The 18089-nt window shown below is 36.6% G+C and carries 14 protein-coding genes and 1 tRNA gene; 8 read left to right on the top strand and 7 right to left on the bottom strand.

The window, feature by feature from the left end:
• Positions 1-34: 34 nt before the first annotated feature.
• Together Q0H92_RS01210 and Q0H92_RS01205 are read right to left on the bottom strand one after the other, a co-directional pair.
• A complete protein-coding gene (locus tag Q0H92_RS01210; protein WP_296010737.1) occupies positions 35-1498 on the bottom strand; it encodes an ATP-binding cassette domain-containing protein in 1464 nt (487 codons plus the stop codon).
• Complete coding sequence (locus Q0H92_RS01205; RefSeq protein ID WP_296010735.1) at positions 1491-2426, bottom strand: ABC transporter substrate-binding protein; 936 nt, start codon at positions 2424-2426, stop codon at positions 1491-1493. Before Q0H92_RS01205 ends, Q0H92_RS01210 begins: the two co-directional genes overlap by 8 nt.
• Before the next feature lie 111 nt (positions 2427-2537).
• Between Q0H92_RS01205 and Q0H92_RS01200 the strand changes: the two genes are divergently transcribed.
• The 4 genes from Q0H92_RS01200 (at position 2538) to Q0H92_RS01185 (ending at position 7387) form a co-directional block, all read left to right on the top strand.
• Positions 2538-2610, top strand: a tRNA-Ala gene (locus tag Q0H92_RS01200).
• 54 nt (positions 2611-2664) lie between these two features.
• Complete coding sequence (locus Q0H92_RS01195; protein ID WP_296010733.1) at positions 2665-3186, top strand: TIGR03546 family protein; 522 nt, start codon at positions 2665-2667, stop codon at positions 3184-3186.
• Positions 3183-5387 (top strand): TIGR03545 family protein, encoded by a 2205-nt coding sequence (locus tag Q0H92_RS01190; protein ID WP_296010730.1) that lies wholly within the window; start codon positions 3183-3185, stop codon positions 5385-5387. The genes Q0H92_RS01195 and Q0H92_RS01190 overlap by 4 nt, the downstream gene beginning before the upstream one ends.
• 104 nt (positions 5388-5491) lie before the next feature.
• A complete protein-coding gene (locus Q0H92_RS01185; protein WP_296010729.1) occupies positions 5492-7387 on the top strand; it encodes a methyl-accepting chemotaxis protein in 1896 nt (631 codons plus the stop codon).
• 112 nt (positions 7388-7499) lie between these two features.
• On the opposite strand, the gene carB is transcribed toward Q0H92_RS01185, so the two are convergent.
• From carB to Q0H92_RS01170, 3 genes are all read right to left on the bottom strand, one after another.
• Positions 7500-11732, bottom strand: a complete 4233-nt coding sequence (gene carB / locus Q0H92_RS01180) for a carbamoyl-phosphate synthase large subunit (RefSeq protein WP_296010727.1) — start codon at positions 11730-11732, stop codon at positions 7500-7502.
• Between the two features lie 61 nt (positions 11733-11793).
• Complete coding sequence (locus Q0H92_RS01175; protein ID WP_296010725.1) at positions 11794-13113, bottom strand: carbamoyl phosphate synthase small subunit; 1320 nt, start codon at positions 13111-13113, stop codon at positions 11794-11796.
• A 52-nt stretch (positions 13114-13165) separates the two neighbouring features.
• A complete protein-coding gene (locus Q0H92_RS01170; protein WP_296010722.1) occupies positions 13166-13561 on the bottom strand; it encodes a hypothetical protein in 396 nt (131 codons plus the stop codon).
• 140 nt (positions 13562-13701) lie between these two features.
• Between Q0H92_RS01170 and Q0H92_RS01165 the strand changes: the two genes are divergently transcribed.
• The 4 genes from Q0H92_RS01165 to Q0H92_RS01150 all read left to right on the top strand — a co-directional run bounded on the left by Q0H92_RS01165 (position 13702) and on the right by Q0H92_RS01150 (position 16626).
• Positions 13702-14451, top strand: coding sequence for a TIGR02757 family protein (locus tag Q0H92_RS01165; RefSeq protein WP_296010719.1), 750 nt, complete (start codon positions 13702-13704; stop codon positions 14449-14451).
• A 31-nt stretch (positions 14452-14482) separates the two neighbouring features.
• A complete protein-coding gene (gene yhbY, locus Q0H92_RS01160) occupies positions 14483-14794 on the top strand; it encodes a ribosome assembly RNA-binding protein YhbY (protein WP_296010717.1) in 312 nt (103 codons plus the stop codon).
• A gap of 8 nt (positions 14795-14802) precedes the next feature.
• Positions 14803-15198 (top strand): cytidine deaminase, encoded by a 396-nt coding sequence (cdd, locus tag Q0H92_RS01155; protein WP_365920288.1) that lies wholly within the window; start codon positions 14803-14805, stop codon positions 15196-15198.
• Between the two features lie 75 nt (positions 15199-15273).
• Positions 15274-16626, top strand: coding sequence for a GntR family transcriptional regulator (locus Q0H92_RS01150; protein ID WP_296010714.1), 1353 nt, complete (start codon positions 15274-15276; stop codon positions 16624-16626).
• Here the strand turns inward: Q0H92_RS01150 and Q0H92_RS01145 are convergent.
• Positions 16623-17378 carry a hypothetical protein gene (locus tag Q0H92_RS01145; RefSeq protein WP_296010711.1) on the bottom strand — a complete coding sequence of 252 codons (756 nt, stop codon included), beginning with the start codon at positions 17376-17378 and terminating at the stop codon, positions 16623-16625. The two genes, Q0H92_RS01150 and Q0H92_RS01145, sit on opposite strands and share 4 nt — an antisense overlap.
• A gap of 2 nt (positions 17379-17380) precedes the next feature.
• On the bottom strand, positions 17381-17914 hold the full coding sequence (locus Q0H92_RS01140) for a GNAT family N-acetyltransferase (protein WP_296010705.1): 534 nt from the start codon (positions 17912-17914) through the stop codon (positions 17381-17383).
• Positions 17915-18089 lie beyond the last annotated feature (175 nt).

The raw sequence follows: 18089 nt of genomic DNA, 5'->3' as shown, positions 1-18089 counted from the left end.
ATTATATCATTCAAAAAAAATAAAAGAAATATTTTTACAAACTAAAAAGCAACGCAAGAATTTCTTTTTCAAGCGCAGCCGGATTTTTTTTGTCTTCCGCGGAAACTAAAAAAGTTTTTAAAGGAAGCATTGGACATGAAGAATAAAAAATTATTTTATCTGAAAACAAAACTGCTTCTTTTATTTCGTTTGCAGCAAAAATTACAGTCCGCGGATTTTCCTTTTGTCGCTCCAAAATAAATTCAATGCATTTCTTTTTTACTGAAAAATCCAAAAACTGAAACGATTCATCAAGCAAAAGAATTCCGCTTGGAAAAGCAACTGCGCGAGCAAGAGAAACACGCTGCCTTTCTCCGCCTGAAATTTTTTCCACGGAAGATTTTTCTTTTTCATTTAAACCAAAGCTATTTAAAATATTCTGCGTAATTTCTGATGATTTTTTTCTTCCAAAAATATTTAAAAGCGGAAGCTGCACATTTTGAAAAACGCTAAGGCTCAAAAACAAATTCGGAGTTTGCATTGAATACGAAACAGAAGAAAAATTTTCAGCAACAAAATTCAGCAATGTTGTTTTTCCGCTTCCGCTTGGCGCGACAATCGAAGTTATTTTTTTCTGGTCAAAATTTTCTGAGTAATTTTCAAAAATAAATTTTCCGTCATGCTCAACGCAAAAATTTTTTAACTCCACGGAAAATTTTTTTTCTAAAGAATAATGCGGAAGTTTAAAAAAATCAGACTGAAAATAAAAGTTTATAAAATTCTTGTAAAATTTTTTTAAAGCAAAAAAGAAAATCAAAAGAATTTTTTCACTTAAAAATCCGAGCAAAACAATAAAAATTGTAACAGCGAAAAGTTTTGAAATTTCAAGAACAACTTGAAAATTCTGAAGCTGGCTTCCAAGCGCAAATTTTGGAACAGAAAGAACTTCCGCGGCGGCAACAGCTTTCCAAATCATTCCGCAGGAATTTTTCATTGCGTCCTTTAAAAATTCTTTAGCGTAAGGAATTTTCAAAAATAAAAATTTCTGCATTTCTGTGATTTTAAAAATTTTGCAGACGCTTTCCATTTTTCTATCTTCAAATGAAAATCCAGAAAAAGCCGACGTAAACACAACTGGAAAAGACAAAAGCACCGCCGCAAAAACCGGCACAGAATCAGAGCCAAGCCAAAAAAGAACAATCAAAATTACAGAAACCAGCGGAACCGAGCGAATGAACGCAAGAGGAAGCTCAAAAAAAATTTTCAAGACAGAAAATTTCGTGCATAAAAAGCCAAATAAAATTCCCAAAAATGACGAAATAAAAAACGCGCAGAAAACTCTAAAAAAAGTAAAAGCCAAAGATTTAAGAAAAGTTTTTTCCGCAGCAAGAGAAAAAAAATCCGCGGCGACAGATTCAGGAGAGGGAAGAACCAAAGGAGAATCTATCGCCAGTGAAAAAAATTTCCAAAGCAAGAAAAAAAATGCAACAGAAAAAACAAAAATCTTTTTTTTATTCAAAATAAAATCCGCCGTCTGGAAGTTTTCCGCCAACAGAAGCCGGTTCAAATTCCATAAATACAGAAAGCAGTTTTTCAATTCCGTTTCTTGCCTGATTTCCTGTTTCAAAAACAAAGGCGCATTTTGGAATTGCTTTTTCTACAATTTGCGCATTTAATCCAAGCTGAAATTTTTCTACAAGCAAACCTGCTTCCTTTGGATTTTTTAAAGTCCACTCTGAAGCTTTTTTATATTCTTCAAGAAACTTTTTTACTTTTTCAGGATTTGATTTTGCAAAATTCGCATTCACGGCAATTACCGTCATTGGAAAATTTTCAATTCCAGAAAGCACAAAAAATTCCTTCTGGAAATCAACCGCCCTGAAAATATTTTTATCTTTTTCACAGGCAACAGTCGCAAACGGCTCGGGAACAACCGCATACTGAATTTTTCCCAAAATCAAAGAAGGCGCAAGCTCAGCGTTTGGAACTGAATAAGAAAGCTGAACGCTGTTTTTTGTTCCGTCAAATTTTATTTTGTTCTGCTTTAAAATATAGCGGAACATAAAATCCGGAGTTGCTCCCTGACCCGCAACAAAAATTTCTTTTCCTTTTAAATCTTTGAGTTTTTTTATAGAAGAATCTTTTGTTACAAGACTTACCATTCCGTTTCCGCAGACAGCAGCCATCACAACTGCGCCTTTATTTATGTTGTAGACTTTTGCAGCTACATTCGGCGGAAGAAATCCAATTTCAACTTCGCCCTTTATAAGTTTCGGCAAAAGAAAATTCGCGCCGGAAAAAACTTCATATTCAGCATTTTCAGAAAAATTTTCCATTAAATATGCTGAAGGAATTCCGCTCGGTCCTTTTAAAACTCCAACTTTCTGCGGAAAACAAAATGCCAGACAAACAAACAAACTAAAAAATAAACAAGCAATTTTTTTCATACAAGGCATTTTAATATTTTTTTAATTTTTATAGAAGATAAAACAAAAATTTCCACTTGAAACAAAAGATAAACTTAGATAGAATACAAAACAAGCAGTTTTTCTGCATTCGGGGTATTAGCTCATCTGGTAGAGCGATTGGTTCGCAATCAATAGGTGGTCGGTTCGAGTCCGATATACTCCATCTCTGAACAGCAACCCTTTCAGGATTTATAAAACTTTCAATCTAGGAGAGGAAATGCTTAAAAAAATCATAAAATTCTTTAAAGCACTCAATTCAAATTCAAAGCCATCGGAACTTGCAAACGCGCTCTGCCTTGGAATCATGCTTGGATTCATTCCCAAAAACAATGCGCTGTGGTTTTTAATTTTTATCTTTTTCTGCTTTGTGCGAATAAACAAAGGACTTTATTTTGTCGCAATGATTGTGGCTTCCCAGTTTGCCTGGCTCTTGGATTCAAAATTTGATTCAATCGGATTTTACATCTTGAACTACGCGCCGTTGACAAAAACTTTTTCCACGCTGATTGATATTCCGTTTGTCGGATTTACAAAATTCAACAACACAATTGTAATGGGTTCTTTTGCATTTTCTCTTCTTATTTATATTCCATGTTTTATATTCGGAATCGCATTTGTAAAACTTTGGCGCAAATATGTTTCTTCACTTTTTGCACGCACGCCACTTGCAAAAGCCATCGCAAAGCTTCCGTTTGCTGAAAAAATCACAAGCCTTATTACACAGGACGACACTTTATGAAAAAAAACAAAGTCAAAAAAGAAAAACTTGTTTCAGCAAGAAAACTTCCTGGAATATTTAAGAAAACCTATTCGCCAAAAAAACTTGAAAATAAAATTTACAAGAAAATTTTTATTCCTTCCGACCTTGAGCTTATAAAATCGATTTTTGAACCGAATCCAAAAAAAGAAGGAAAACTTTTTGTTCCGCGCGACAAGCAAATTTCAAAACGCCAGCTAAAAAAATTCAAGGCAATCGCAAAAGAAATCAAAAGGCAAAAAGCTTCATTTAAACTTGTTCCTTTCGCCGCAACAATTGCAATAATCGCAGCCGCAGTTCTTCTTTTTATTTCGTTTAAAAATGTAATCGCAAAAAAAGCTATAACCGGCGCAATGCAATCTGCCTTTGGCGCGAAAACTGAACTTTCTTCTGTAAACGTCGAGCTTCTTGGAGCAAGCGTAACTATAAAAAATCTTGAGCAGGCAAACAAAAATTCGCCGATGAAAAATTTGTTTCAGGCTGACAAAATCGAAATCAAATTTAATTTGACACAAGCCTTGCGCGGAAAATTCGATGCTGAAAACATTGAGCTTTCAGGATTCGCAATAAACACAGAAAGAAAAACTTCCGGTGAGCTTCCTAAAAAAGAAAAAAAACAGAAAGAGAAAAAACAAAAGTCCGAAAATTCATTTGACTTTACAGAAAAAAAGAACGAAGCTCTTAATGCCGCAAAGAATTCAATACAAGAAGTTTTTGCAGAATACAATCCGCAGAACATAATAAACGACCTCGAAGGAAATTTAAAATCTCCAGAAGCCGCAAAGCAAGTTCAGGCAGAAGCTGAAGCTCTTGTTTCAAAATGGAAAAACAAGCCGGAAGAACTTGAGTCTCAAGTAAAAGACCTTGACCAAAGCGTGCGTTCAGTTCTCAACACTGACTGGGGAAAAATAGATGACGTTGCAAAACTAAAACAAGCAATCGAAAATGTAACCGGCGCAATGGAAAAAAGCAAATCGCTTACAAAAAACATTCAGTCAACCGCGAACGATGTAAAATCTGATTCTAAAAAAATAAACGCGCTTTCTTCGCAAGTAAAAGACGCAATCGCCTCGGACAACGCGCTCGTAAACAAGCAGCTTTCAAAAATCACTTCGTTTAAAATTTCAGACGGAAAAAAGATTTTGGGCAACACATTAGACAGCGTTTTCTATTCAATGGCAGGCGATTATTATCCATATATAAAGCAAGCCGCAGATTACGCTCTTCAAGCAAAAGCCTCCTCTTCAAAATCAGAAAAACCTAAAAAAGAAAAGAAAGAAAAAAAACAGGCATTTACAAGAGCAAAAGGAACTGACATTTACTGGAAGCAGGACAGAATTCCAAAATTCTTAATTGAAAAAATAAGTTTCAGCGGACTAAATCTTGACGCAAAAGGAACAGACCTTACAAACGACATGGACAAACGCGGCGCACCTGCTTTGTTCAACGGAAGCTATTCCACAAAAAAACAGACTCACAAGGCAAATGTAATTGTAGACACAAGAGCGGAAACAAAAAATCCTTTGGTCAACGCAGATTATTCTGGCGACAACTTCCCAATCAAATTTTCAACGCCATATCTTGGGCTGAATTCAAGCACTGATGTAACTGCAAACGGAACAATCGGCGATGACGGAAGCATAACGGTCAAGGCAAAATTCAACTTGGAAAATATTTCATTTTCTTCTGAAAGTTTCGAGCCGAAATTCGCATACAATCTTTACAAAACCGCGCTTTCAAACATAAAAGATCTTGACATGGAAGCAACCGCAATTTTCAACGGCGAAAAGAAATTCAGCATTTCAGTTAATTCCGACCTTGATAAAAAATTCATAAAAGCATTGAAGAAAACCGCAGACGCAGAAATTTCAAATCTTGTTTCAGAAGCAAAAAAAGAAATTGCGGCAAAACTGAATGAAAAAACAGGCGGCGTAACAGAAAAAATTTCAGAATTCGTGAACATCGAAAACGGAATAAACCGCCAAAGCGTAAACATGGACAAACTGAATTCGCTTCTTGAAAAAAAGAAAGCCGAACTTCAAAAGCAGCTTGAAGACAAAACAAAATCCGCAGCAGAAAAAGCTTTAAAAGACGCAGGTATTTCAATTCCAGAAAATGAAAAGCTTAACAATGCGCTTGAAAAAGGAGCAAATTCTCTAAAAGGATTTTTAAATAAAAACTAATAAAACAAAAAAACAGAATCTATTGACTTTCTAGGCCGAAAAACTATATAAATATGGGGGGGGGTAAAAACACAAGAGTTTTTCAAAATTAGGAGGAAAACAACATGAGTTCTGAAGATTCTGTTCAAAAAACTGTTATTCCAGAGGACAACAGCCCGGCAACGCTGCTATGTCTTCTTTGCGTTTCTGTCGTGCCTTTTATAATCGGTCCTGTTTATATGATTATGACAGGAATTCTTACGCCCCATGAAGTTTCCATTGCTTTAACTTATCCATTGTGCATTTTCAGCCATCTTTTGGCTTTTATACTTCCGATTGCTTACACAAATATTCTTGAAAAAAAATTAAGATCTTATGACGGAACAGAGCAGTCAAAAAAATCCTGCAACAATTATATTTCACTTTCAAGAAAAATAATCGTTGGCTACAATATTTTTCTTTCTATATTTGTTCCTTCTACAATCGCAAAGTCTATCAGTGCGCGCGGACTTAGTTTTTCAGCATTTGAAAATCAGGAATCTTATCTTTCTCTCACGCTGATTTATCTGGGCTTAATCTGCCTTTATAGCATTGCCTTCTATACAATGTACAATTCTTTCCTTGAAAGAAAAATGCATTATCTTCCTTTTGATAAGACAAATATGACATCTTCAAATAAAGAGCGTCTTATTTTAATGACAACTTTGAATTTAATAGGCTCCTTCCTTCTTTTAAATGGCTCAATGTCAGTTCCTAAGCTTATGGAGCAAGACAAATTCATGGAATTCCTTGCAATTCTTATTCCTATTGAAGTTCTTTCAATTATAGCAATTGCAATTACGACAGTAACAAATACAAAGGACATTGCAAAGAACCTTGACGCTGTAAACGAAGTCATTTATTCTCTTGCTCACAAAAACTATCAGATGCAGCCGATTCCAGTTGTTACAAGAAACGAATTCGGACTTCTTACAAACAACTTGAACAGAGCATTTAAAGCCGTAAAGGAAATTTTCTCTGAAATAAACACAAATGTTGCTTCAACGCTAACAGTTTCAAAGGAGCTTGCAGGAAACATTGACAATTCCGTAACTGAACTTTTGGACGCAAAAGATATTGCAAATTCTGTAAAAACAGAAATGACAAATCAAGTTGCCGGAGTAGAGGAAGCAAACGCAACTGCAAATGAAATTATTCAGCACATCCGTCATTTGAATAACGAAATTGAAAACCAGACTTCAGCAATCACGCAGTCTTCCGCCGCAATTGAAGAGATGGTCGCAAACGTTGACGGCGTAACAAATATTCTTAAAAAGAACAATCAGACAACACAGGATCTTGAAGCCGCAGCAGACAGCGGAATGAAAAAAGTTCAGGAAGCTTCTGACTTGTCAAAAGAGGTTCTTTCAAAGTCAACGCTTCTTCTTGACGCCAGCAAAATCATTCAGGATATTGCAAGCCAGACAAGCCTTCTTTCAATGAACGCCACAATCGAAGCCGCCCACGCAGGAGACGCAGGAAAAGGATTTGCCGTTGTTGCCGAAGAAATCAGAAAACTTGCGGAACAGACAGACACTCAGTCTAAGTCTATCGAAAAAGACCTCAAGGCGCTTTCCGAATCAATTGCCGCGGTTGCAGACAACACAGAAAATGTTCTAAAACAGTTCAATGTAATCTATCAGCTTTCACAAAAAGTAAAGCACGAGGAAACTGTTATTTCCAACGCAATGACAGAGCAAACAGAAGGAAACAAGCAGATTCTTGAGGGAATCGGGCTTATCACTGATTCAACAAACTCTGTAAAAGACGGAGCAAGCGAAATGCTTCACGGCGGCGAGCAGATTGTAATTGAAATGGAAAACTTGAATAAGGCAACTCTTGAGACAAACGAAAAAATGGACAACATCAACCAAAGCCTTAACAACATAAACAATACAATTTCAACTGCAAAAGACCACGTTTCAAAGAACACAGAAGGCGTTGAAAAACTTAGCGGCGAAATGAGCAGCTTTAAGTTCTAATATAAATTCTATAAGCACAAAAAAAATCCCATGGGATAATTCTCATGGGATTTTCATTTTTTATGCTTTATATTTTGTCATTATTGGGCTTGACCCGACAATCGAATGAAAACTATATTTCAACTTCGCCTTGATAGCACATTTTTGTGTTTCCTGTGAGCAAGACAGTTTCGCCAGTATATTTTACAATCAGATTTCCGCCGCGGACTTTTACAGTTATATCCTGATTTATTGGAGAAAATCCGTTTATAACAGAAGCAACTGCCGCCGCGCAAGCTCCAGTTCCGCAAGCCAAAGTTTCGCCGTTTCCGCGCTCCCAAGTACGCATCTTAAGTTCGTTCGGACCAACAACACGCACAAATTCTGTGTTTGTTTTTTCCGGGAAAACTGAATGGCTTTCAAACAAAGGTCCGATTTTTGCGACAGGCTCTTTATCCACAAACTTGCTGAAAACAACACAATGAGGATTTCCGACATTTACGCAGGTAACTCTGTATTCATTTTCCGCAACAATCAAAGGCGCATTGACAACAGCTTTCTTTGGAAGAACAGCATTGCTATTTTCATTAAAGCCGCAATTTGCAACATCAACAGCAACCAAAGAAGTCGGAATTTCTTCACTTGCAAAAAGAGGTTTTCCCATGTCAACTGTAACAGAAGTAACTTTTCCGTTCTGCTTATACAAAACCAAAGTTTTTACTCCGCTGCCAGTTTCAATTGTGATTTTTTCAGTTGCGTCGGTTTTCTTTCCGTGCTTTTCCTGAATTCCTTTTATGTTGTTGTCGTAAAGATATTTTCCAACACAGCGGATTGCATTTCCCGCCATCTTTCCTTCAGTTCCGTCAAGATTGAAAAAGCGCATCTTTGCATCGGCAATTTTGCTTTCCTCAATAAGAACAAGAGAGTCTGCGCCAATTCCGCCGTTTCTTCTGTCGCAAAGACGAACCGCAAGTCCAGCAGGATTTTTTACAACCTGATTCATTGCATTTATAACAATGAAGTCGTTTCCAGTTGAATCCATCTTGTAGAAAGTAATTTTTTGCTTTTCTTCTCTAAGCTGATTTATATCCACAAGCTCAACGTTTTCAGCCGTATACTTTGACTTTAGACAGTTCGCAATGGCATTTGCCGTATCAATTGCAGTAAGACACGGAATATCGCGCTCAACAGCATGGCGTCTCATGCGGACAGAATCTGCGCGCGGATCTCTTCCTTTTGCAGAAGTTGAAATCACGTAGTCAACTTTTCCAGAATCAAGCAAAGACAAAAGATTGTCGTTTGGATTTTCATGGATTTTATTTACAACTTCAACTTCCATTCCAAAGTCGCTGATTGTCTTTGCATTTCCTTCTGTAGCGTAAAGCTTAAATCCCATGTCATAGAATTTCTTCGCCAAGTCCGGAAGCTCATAGCGGTCAGTTTTTCTTACGCTGAATAAAACTCCGCCGCTTCTTTTCATATTGTAGCCTGCGCCAATCAAGCCTTTGAAAATAGCCTCTTCCATTGTAGAAGCAATTCCCAAAACTTCACCAGTGGATTTCATTTCTGGACCAAGATGAGTATCAACGTCCATCAGTTTTTCAAAGCTGAAAACAGGAACTTTGACTGCAAAATACGGAGGCAAACGGTAAAGTCCAGTTCCAAATCCCATGTCCTTTACTTTTTCACCAAGCATTGCACGAACAGCCAAATCAACCATAGGAACATTTGTAACTTTTGAAATGTAAGGAACAGTGCGGCTTGAACGCGGATTCACTTCAATAATATACAAATCGTTGTTGTAAATAAGATACTGAATATTTACAAGACCTTTTGTTCCAAGCGCCAAAGCAAGTTCTCTGGACTGATTTATAATTTTTTCACGCAGAATGTCATTTAAATTCCAGCTTGGATAAACCGCAATTGAATCTCCTGAATGAATTCCTGTGCGCTCAATATGCTCCATTATTCCCGGAATAAGAATATCTTTTCCGTCGCAAATCGCATCAACTTCAAGCTCTGTGCCCATCATGTACTGGTCAATTAAAACCGGATTTTCAATTCCCTGAGCAAGAATAATTTTCATGTATTCCTTTACATCGTCGTCGTTAAAGGCAATAATCATGTTTTGACCGCCAAGAACGTAAGACGGACGCAAAAGAACAGGGTAGCCAAGTTTTTGAGTTGCTTCCAGAGCTTCTTCTTCTGTAAAAATTGTAAGTCCTTTTGGACGGTTTATATTCAGTTTTGCGCAAAGCTCTTCAAAACGCTCTCGGTCTTCAGCAAGGTCGATTGAATCCGCGCTTGTTCCCAAAATACGAATTCCCTGGGAATCAAGAAACTTTGTAAGCTTAATTGCAGTTTGCCCGCCAAAAGCAACAACAACTCCAACCGGCTTTTCTGTGTTAATAACTCCCATAACATCTTCTGGAGTAAGCGGCTCAAAGTAAAGACGATCGCTTGTATCAAAGTCAGTAGAAACAGTTTCCGGGTTATTGTTAATTGTTACAACATCGTATCCAAGCCGTTTTAAAGCCCACACGCACTGAACAGAAGCGTAATCAAATTCAATTCCCTGACCAATGCGAATCGGACCTGAACCAAGAACAATAATTGTTCCCTTTGAAGATTTCTTTCCTTTTTCTTTGCGCTCATCAAGGAAAATACGGGCTTCATTCTGAAAATCATAAGTTCCATAGAAATACGGAGTTTCCGCATTGAATTCTCCTGCGCAAGTGTCAACCATTTTGTAGACAGCAGGAATGTGGGCAACTTTTCCCTGCTTTACAAGCTTTGCAGCTTCTTTTGCTTCCGAAAGAATTCCAGAAGCTCCTGTTATTTTTTGACCTGTAAGTTCCTGAATAACTTTGTCTGGATAACCGGCATTTTTTGCAACTTTATAAAGCTCCGGTGTAAATTCTTTTTCTCCGGCTTTGACTTTTGCAAAATCTTTTTCCATAAAAGCCAGATTTTCAAGTTTAGCAAGAAACCACAAGTCAATTTTTGTAATTTTATTAATCTGAATTATTGAAAGAATATTTCTCTTGATTGCCTGAAAAATCGCAAAAATGCGCTGATCTGTGCATTCGCCGACACGTTTTTCAATTTCCGCATCGCTCATTTCAACAAAAGACGGAAGGTTCAGGCTTTGCGCGCCAACTTCTGCTCCGCGGACAGCTTTCATAATCGCCTGCTCAAAAGTCTGGCCAATTGCCATAACTTCGCCAGTAGCTTTCATTTGTGTTCCCAAATCACGTTTTGCATAAACAAATTTATCAAATGGGAACTTCGGCATTTTTACAACAACGTAGTCCAAAACCGGCTCAAAGCAAGCCGCAGTTTTCTTTGTTACAGCATTCGGAATTTCATCAAGCGTATAGCCAATCGCAATCAATGTGGCAACTTTTGCAATAGGGTAGCCAGTAGCTTTTGAAGCAAGGGCAGAAGAACGGCTTACACGAGGATTTACTTCAATTACCGCATATTCAAATGAATTTGGATTCAACGCAAACTGGCAGTTGCAGCCGCCTTCCATTCCAAGGCTAGAAATAATATTCAAGGCCGCAGAACGAAGCATCTGGTATTCCTTATCGCTCAAAGTTACAGTAGGAGCAATTACAATGGAATCTCCTGTATGAACACCAACTGGATCAAAGTTTTCCATAGAACAGACAGTAAGAACATTTCCCGCGCTGTCTCTCATAACTTCAAATTCTATTTCTTTCCAGCCGGAAATACATTTTTCAACAAGAATCTGATGAATAGGGGAGCGGTGAAGTCCATTATGGGCAATTTCGTCCATTTCCTCGTCATTATGAACAATTCCGCCGCCAGTTCCTCCCAAAGTAAACGCCGGACGGATAATTGCCGGGTAGCCGATTTCATTCTTTACAAAATCAAGCGCATCTTCATAAGTTGTAACAACTTTAGACGGAATACAAGGCTCGCCAATCGCAAGCATTGTATCCTTGAACATCTGGCGATCTTCTGCCTTGTCAATAGTTTCCGGCTTTGCGCCCAAAAGCTTTACGCCGTGCTTTTCAAGGAATCCAGATTTTGCAAGCTCCATGCTCAAAGTAAGCCCAGTCTGACCTCCCAAAGTTGAAAGAAGGGAATCCGGCTTTTCTTTTTCTATAATACGCTGAATTGTTTCAGGAATCAAAGGCTCAATGTAAATCTGATCAGCCATGGTATGGTCTGTCATCAAGGTCGCAGGATTCGAATTCACAAGAACAACTTCAAGTCCCTGTTCCTTTAAAGCCTTGCAAGCCTGGCTTCCCGCATAGTCAAATTCCGCAGCCTGACCTATAATAATAGGACCAGATCCAATAACCATAACTTTGTGAATGTCTTTGTTAAGCGGCATAATTTTTGCTCCCGTGCCAAATATCAGTTAAAAAGAATATATTCCAGAACCCGCGAACCGCTTATTTTGCAGCTTTTTTATGCGCAGAAGTATTCTTTATAGTTTTTGCAAAGTACTTGATTGAATCAATTCTTTCAAATTTCGCCTCAAAATTCTTAAAGTAATCATGATTGTTTATAAGGCGCACAAAATCATCGAACAAAAATCCTGTATCAAGAGGACCTGAGCAAGCTTCCGGGTGGAACTGCACACTGAACGCTGGAATCTTTGTATAAGTGATTCCTTCGCAAGTTCCGTCATTTGTATTTACAAAACTCAAGACAGCATTTTTAGGCAAAGTGTCGTTTTTTACCGCATATCCGTGGTTTTGGCTTGAAATATAAACACGTCCTGTGGCAAGATATTTTACAGGCTGATTTGCGCCGCGATGCCCATATTTAAGTTTGGAAGTATCTGCACCCATTGCCAGCGCCAAAAGCTGATGTCCAAGGCAAATTCCAAAAATCGGAACTCCAGACTTTGCAATTTTTTTGATTTCTTCAATAATTTTTACATTTTCTTTTGGATCGCCAGGCCCGTTTGAAAGCATGATTCCATCTGGATTAAGCGCAAGAATTTCCTTTGCAGTAGCAGAACCCGCAACAGTAACAACTTCAAATCCTCTTTTTAAAAGCTCTCTGCGGATATTCGCCTTTGCGCCAAAGTCCCAAAGAACAACTTTTTTTCCTTTTCCGTCTCTCATGGCAATTGCAGGATCATTTTCCTTTGTGCCGTCAGAACGAACAGGAACAAATCTGTATTCCGCTGATTCTTTGAAAACGACATCAGCTGGCTCTTCTATTTTTGAAGCATTGCAAGTTACGCTTTCAACTGCATTTTTTATTTTATATGATTTGATTTTCTTTAGAAGCTTTGCTTTTTCTGTCTCGGACTTCAATGCTTTTCTGATGCTTTGGGCTTCTTCTCCATCGCCTGAAACAATAATTCCGTTCATAACGCCAGTTTCACGCAGGATTTTTGTCAAAGCCCTAGTGTCAATTCCGCATAATCCGATTATTTTCCGCGCCGCAAGAAAAGTGTCCAAGTCGTATTCGCATCTAAAGTTGGAAGGAATCTCGCAGACAGACCGTACTATGTAGCCTTTTACGTGAACATCCGCGCTTTCAAAATCCTTTGAAATAACGCCGTAGTTTCCTATTAAAGGAAATGTCTGGGTTACAATCTGACCGTAATAGCTGGGATCTGTTAAAGTTTCCAGATAGCCATTCATGCCAGTAGTAAATACTGTTTCGCCAACAACACAGCCAGTTGCGCCAAAACTTTCACCTTCAAAAACCTGTCCATTTGCAAGGAGCAAAAATGCTTTAGTAGAGTCTGTCATACTAAAATCTTAGTATACAATTTTTTTCTACTTATGTACAGATGAAGAAATTCTATTCTTTTTGAGAGTAAAGCCAAATATACTCATCAGAATTTGTTGTTTCAAAGAATAAAATCATAGATTCAGACTCTTTTATAAGTTGAATTTGAGAATCTGTTAGAAAATCAAGTTCGCTAGACAAATCATCCTCATCGATACTTTCTTTTACATAAGTTCCATCTTCTGTATAAAGCAAACAAGTTGATCTAAAACTATAAACCTCTTCACTTGTATAATAAGAAGTTGTATATTTGCCTATTCCAAGTTTTTCATAAACAGTTTTAGAAATTGTACCAGCTTCAAGCAAATAGCTTTGTTCATCATCATCGCTGTCGTTTTTGCAGCCTAAAATAGAAAACACAAGAAGTAAAGAAACCAGTACAACCGAAATTTTAGCAACATTTTTCATAAATTCTCCTAAAGAATGAAAATTATTACTTTCATTTTACCCCCCCCGGAGATTTGTCAAGTCAAAAAGCAAAATTCCTGCTATTTTTTTACATCAAAAAATATGTTGATTCAAAAAATGAAAAAATCTAAACTGTCATTATGTCAATTTCAGCTGAACTAAAAGAAAAAATTGTCTTTCTTGCGCAAAAGTACGAAACAAAAGATTTTCTGGAAAAAGATCCTTCAAAATTTATGCACAGATATAAATCCGTTAGAGATCAGGAAACTGTAGCCTTTATTGCGGCAAACATGGCATTCGGCCAAAGGGTGCAGGTTTTGTCGCACATAGAACAAATACTGGCGCAAACAGACTGTCCCTCACAATGGGTACAAAAAAAAGGGTACAGAAATTTCTTTACACAAGGAAACAAGTCATTTTACAGAATGTATACACACAACGACTTTATAGTTTTCTTTGACACTCTAAAATTAATGCTGGACAATTCTGACACCATAGGAAATTACATCTGTAACCATTACAATGGAGGATTTTTGCACGAAACAATCTGTTCCCTTTTTCCAGAAAACTGCGCCTTAATTCCTCATTCAAAAACAACTGCCGCAAAAAAAGTAAATATGCTTTTACGATGGATGGTTCGAAACAATTCACCAGTTGATCTAGGGCTTTGGAGCTCCTGGTATAAAAAAGAAAATCTTTTAGTTCCGCTGGACACACACGTAATGCAGGAAGCCACAAAAATGGGAATTCTGTCACCATCTTCTTCAGGAAAACCAAAATCTGCAACCATAAAAACCGCAATTGAGCTTACAAACGCAATGAAAGAAGTTTTTCCATCTGACCCTGTAAAATCAGATTTCGCGCTATTTGGACTTGGCGTAGACATTTGACTTTAACACAAACCTCGGATAAAATATTTATATGATAGAACTTACAAGCAAACAACGCAAAATACTTGAAAAAGCCGCCCACAATCTTGACCCGATTGTTATAATAGGCCAGAACGGAGTTACAGATTCACTTGTGCAAATGGTTTCAAATTCTCTTAAAGCGCACGAACTTATAAAAGTAAAATTCAATGAGTACAAAGAAGACCGCACTGAATACGCAAATGACATAGCTTTGAGGACAGATTCAACTCTTGTCAGAATAATCGGAAACGTAGCAATTTTCTACAAAGAAAATGAAGAGCCTTCAAAAAGAAAAATAAAGCTTAGCAAGGCGGCAAAATAATGGAAAAAATCCTCATAGAAAAACTTATAAAAAAAGCAATCGAAATGCTAAATTTCAGCTATGTTCCATACTCGAATTTTCATGTTGGAGCGGCGCTTTTAACTTCCGAGGGCGAAATATACACAGGATGCAACATTGAAAACGCTGCTTACGGACCAAGCAACTGCGCAGAAAGAACGGCAATTTTTAAAGCTGTAAGCGAAGGCAAAAAAGACTTTGAAGCAATTGCAATTGTCGGCGGAAAAAACGGAAAAATAGAAGACTTTTGCCCGCCATGCGGAGTTTGCCGCCAAGTTCTCGCTGAATTCTGCAAAAAAGACTTTGAAATAATTTTGGCAAAATCTACAGATGAATACAAAATAATGACTTTGGAACAGCTTTTGCCGGAAAGTTTCAGCTTATAATTTGCTTTTTTGAAAATCATGTTTTATAATATCTAATGCCTTTTTATGGGTACAGATAAAATTTGGAGTGGCTTTGTGAACAATTTTGAAATAAAACTGGATAAGACAAGCAAAGTAAAGCTTTATCATCAGCTTTATTTATTTTTCGTAAATGCAATCGAAAACAAAGATCTTCCAGAAGAAACAAAGCTTCCTTCAATTAGAACACTTTCAGAAGACTACAACATAAGCCGGAACACAGTAACAAAAGCCTATAGCGAACTTGAATCAAACGGCTACATTTATTCTCTTTCAAAAAGCGGATTCTTTGTAAAAAATCCAAGCAGCACAGAACCAAATCTTCATTCCAAGGAAAAAACTGAAGATGAAGGAATTCCTACAGTTGAATCAATCATAAAAGAGCGCGCAAAAGAAAAATCTGAAGAAAAAAGCGATTTTGTAACAGAAAACATTGATGCAGACAGTTCTGTTTTAAAGAATTCGGGAACTTTTATTCTGCCCGATCCTTTTTCAAATGAACAGGAAGAACAGAATTCAGTTTTAAAACTTCCTTCAGAAAATAACGAAAAAACAATTCTGACAAACACAGGCGACCTTGTAAAATCTTCACCAGAAAAAAGAAAAATACTTTCTCCAATAGAAGATTATGTTGAATCTGCAAAAACTGCGATAAAAGAAAACAAAAATCTATTGGAAGGAAACAAAATTCCAGATTTAACTGGTGAAGAGCAACTCAGAATAGCAATAGCCGCATTTTTATATAAATTTCACCATTTGGAAGTAAATCCGTCGCAAGTAGTTGTTTCCTGCAACAAAGCCGATATTTTATTTAAACTTCTTCTTTTGGACGAATTTAAAAACCCAAAAAGCAGTTTGCACGGACTTTTGCAGCTTGCAGAAAAATCAATCCGCCCAAAGGAAATAAAACCGTGCATTGCAGTTCCACAGGGATTTCATTCTTCGCTTACAGATGTGTTTTCCGCGGCAAATATAAAAACTACTGAAATTCCGTTTGACTCAAAAGAATCAATTGCAGCTTTGCTAGAAAAAAACGGAGCAACATCAGTTTTTATTTACTCAAAAAACGCAGATTCAAAGAAAAAAAAGCAGGAAATTCTTGAATGGGCGGCAAAAGAAGATTTCAGATATATAATTGAATACGACACATCTACAGAAATATCTGGCTCAGATTTTGTTTATAGCCAAGATTTTAACGGAAAATGTATTTATATTGAGAATTTTTCAAATCTGATTTCAAAATCAATAAACACAACTGCCGCGATTCTTCCAAAGAAAATTTTAGAAAGCTACAAAAATCAGTACCAAAAATTCGGATGCCCGCTTTCTGTTTTAAGTCAAATGGCAATCGCTGATTTTTTGATAAAAGACAAACTCATAAACTATTTGTCCAGCATAGAGCAAATTTAAGAACCAAATATTTCGTTTTTATGAATTCTGCCGATTTCCTCAAGGCACTTTTTTAAAGGAAAATTGTTATTTTTTCTGAATTCATTTAAGTCCACAATAAATCGGTTCATTGAAAAATGCTGATACACAAAAACTTTGTTCCAAGAACTGTACCCTTCATATTGCTTTTTCAATTCATCTCTGTACCCATTGAAAATTCCATTTTTTTTAAGTTCGGAATATCCAACAAGCCACAATTCAGGAAATTCATCTTCAGCATTGGAAAAAAGTCCATTGTGAAGTTCAAAGGCAAGCTGAGCCATTTTTTTCTGGCTTTCATTTATAAGATTTACAATTTCTTTGCTTCCATTTTTTAAAATATATTTTAGCTGAACGGTTTTTGCAGTATGAACAGGCGTTTTATTCAAAATCAAAACATTTTTTCTAAAATCTGTACCCAATTCTGAATTGCGCCTAAAAAATCCTTCTGCAATTCTTCCGCTTTGCCCGACCAAATATTTTTGATTAGAAGCCAGTTGCTCTTCTTTTCCTGGGTTGTCTCCAATAACAATGAAATTTATTTTGTCTGTTTTTTGAACTTTATCATAAGCCTTGTTGTAGACGATTGAAGTTTCCAAGCTGTAATCTGGAGTGTCTTTTGCAGATTCCTTTTGCAATGGGTACAGTTCACTTGAAAACTGGCTCCATTGATTGCAAAGATTTTTAAATTCATCTCTAAATTTCAAAAAAACATTCCATTGAGAATCATTCATTTTTACCGCTCCACACTTTTTCGCATGAGTATTCCATCAGATTTTATTCCGCCAGAAGAAAAAAAATTCTGTATCCGTCCATATTCTATAAAACCGCATTTTTTATATATGTGCAAAGCCGGAATCCAAATTTCATTTACCAAAAGCACAATTTCTTTTATCTGCGGAAATGATTTTATAATTTTTTCTACGCTTTCACTAAAAAATCTGTACCCCAAACCGTTTCCTTTGTACTCATTTAAAATTGCTATAGAACTTACATATAAAACTGTACCCTCTTTTTTATGATTTTTCAATGCTGAATGATTTAAAGAAAAGCAACTGTCACCTTTTTGAGGTACAGAATTCCACAATTCAGAAGAAAAATATCCAATTGCTTTGTTTTTATCTTCTAAAATAAAAAATCCATCAGAAAATGATTCTATGCGCTCAAGGAAAACATCTTTATTTTCCTGAATTTTTTCTGCAAATGCTTCTTTTTCAATGTTCATAATAGCATTTATATCAGATTTCGCGGCTTTTCTTAAAATTTCCATTAGAACCTCTTTTACTCAACATAAATTTACTGAATTTTCCACCAATTGTGGAAAACTTGTGCAAATTCATGTGCATTTAAAGGGAATTTTCCACAGATTTATGTGCAAAACTCTTAAATTTTTGTGGAAAACTTGGTATAAAAAAGTGAATAAATGACTTTTCCACAATAAATAA

This window comes from uncultured Treponema sp. (assembly GCF_934725225.1).
In the GTDB taxonomy this organism is placed as follows: Bacteria; Spirochaetota; Spirochaetia; order Treponematales; family Treponemataceae; genus Treponema_D.
Note: the sequence above shows the minus strand (reverse complement) of the source record. Positions and strands in the feature narration are given on the sequence as shown.

Excerpts from the sequence above, each read along its gene's own strand:
- Q0H92_RS01205 (WP_296010735.1), bottom strand. The coding sequence starts at position 2,426 with ATGAAAAAAATTGCTTGTTTATTTTTTAGTTTGTTTGTTTGTCTGGCA.
- Q0H92_RS01195 (WP_296010733.1), top strand. The coding sequence starts at position 2,665 with ATGCTTAAAAAAATCATAAAATTCTTTAAAGCACTCAATTCAAATTCA.
- Q0H92_RS01190 (WP_296010730.1), top strand. The coding sequence starts at position 3,183 with ATGAAAAAAAACAAAGTCAAAAAAGAAAAACTTGTTTCAGCAAGAAAA.
- Q0H92_RS01185 (WP_296010729.1), top strand. The coding sequence starts at position 5,492 with ATGAGTTCTGAAGATTCTGTTCAAAAAACTGTTATTCCAGAGGACAAC.
- carB (WP_296010727.1), bottom strand. The coding sequence starts at position 11,732 with ATGCCGCTTAACAAAGACATTCACAAAGTTATGGTTATTGGATCTGGT.
- Q0H92_RS01175 (WP_296010725.1), bottom strand. The coding sequence starts at position 13,113 with ATGACAGACTCTACTAAAGCATTTTTGCTCCTTGCAAATGGACAGGTT.
- Q0H92_RS01170 (WP_296010722.1), bottom strand. The coding sequence starts at position 13,561 with ATGAAAAATGTTGCTAAAATTTCGGTTGTACTGGTTTCTTTACTTCTT.
- Q0H92_RS01165 (WP_296010719.1), top strand. The coding sequence starts at position 13,702 with ATGTCAATTTCAGCTGAACTAAAAGAAAAAATTGTCTTTCTTGCGCAA.
- yhbY (WP_296010717.1), top strand. The coding sequence starts at position 14,483 with ATGATAGAACTTACAAGCAAACAACGCAAAATACTTGAAAAAGCCGCC.
- Q0H92_RS01145 (WP_296010711.1), bottom strand. The coding sequence starts at position 17,378 with ATGAATGATTCTCAATGGAATGTTTTTTTGAAATTTAGAGATGAATTT.
- Q0H92_RS01140 (WP_296010705.1), bottom strand. The coding sequence starts at position 17,914 with ATGGAAATTTTAAGAAAAGCCGCGAAATCTGATATAAATGCTATTATG.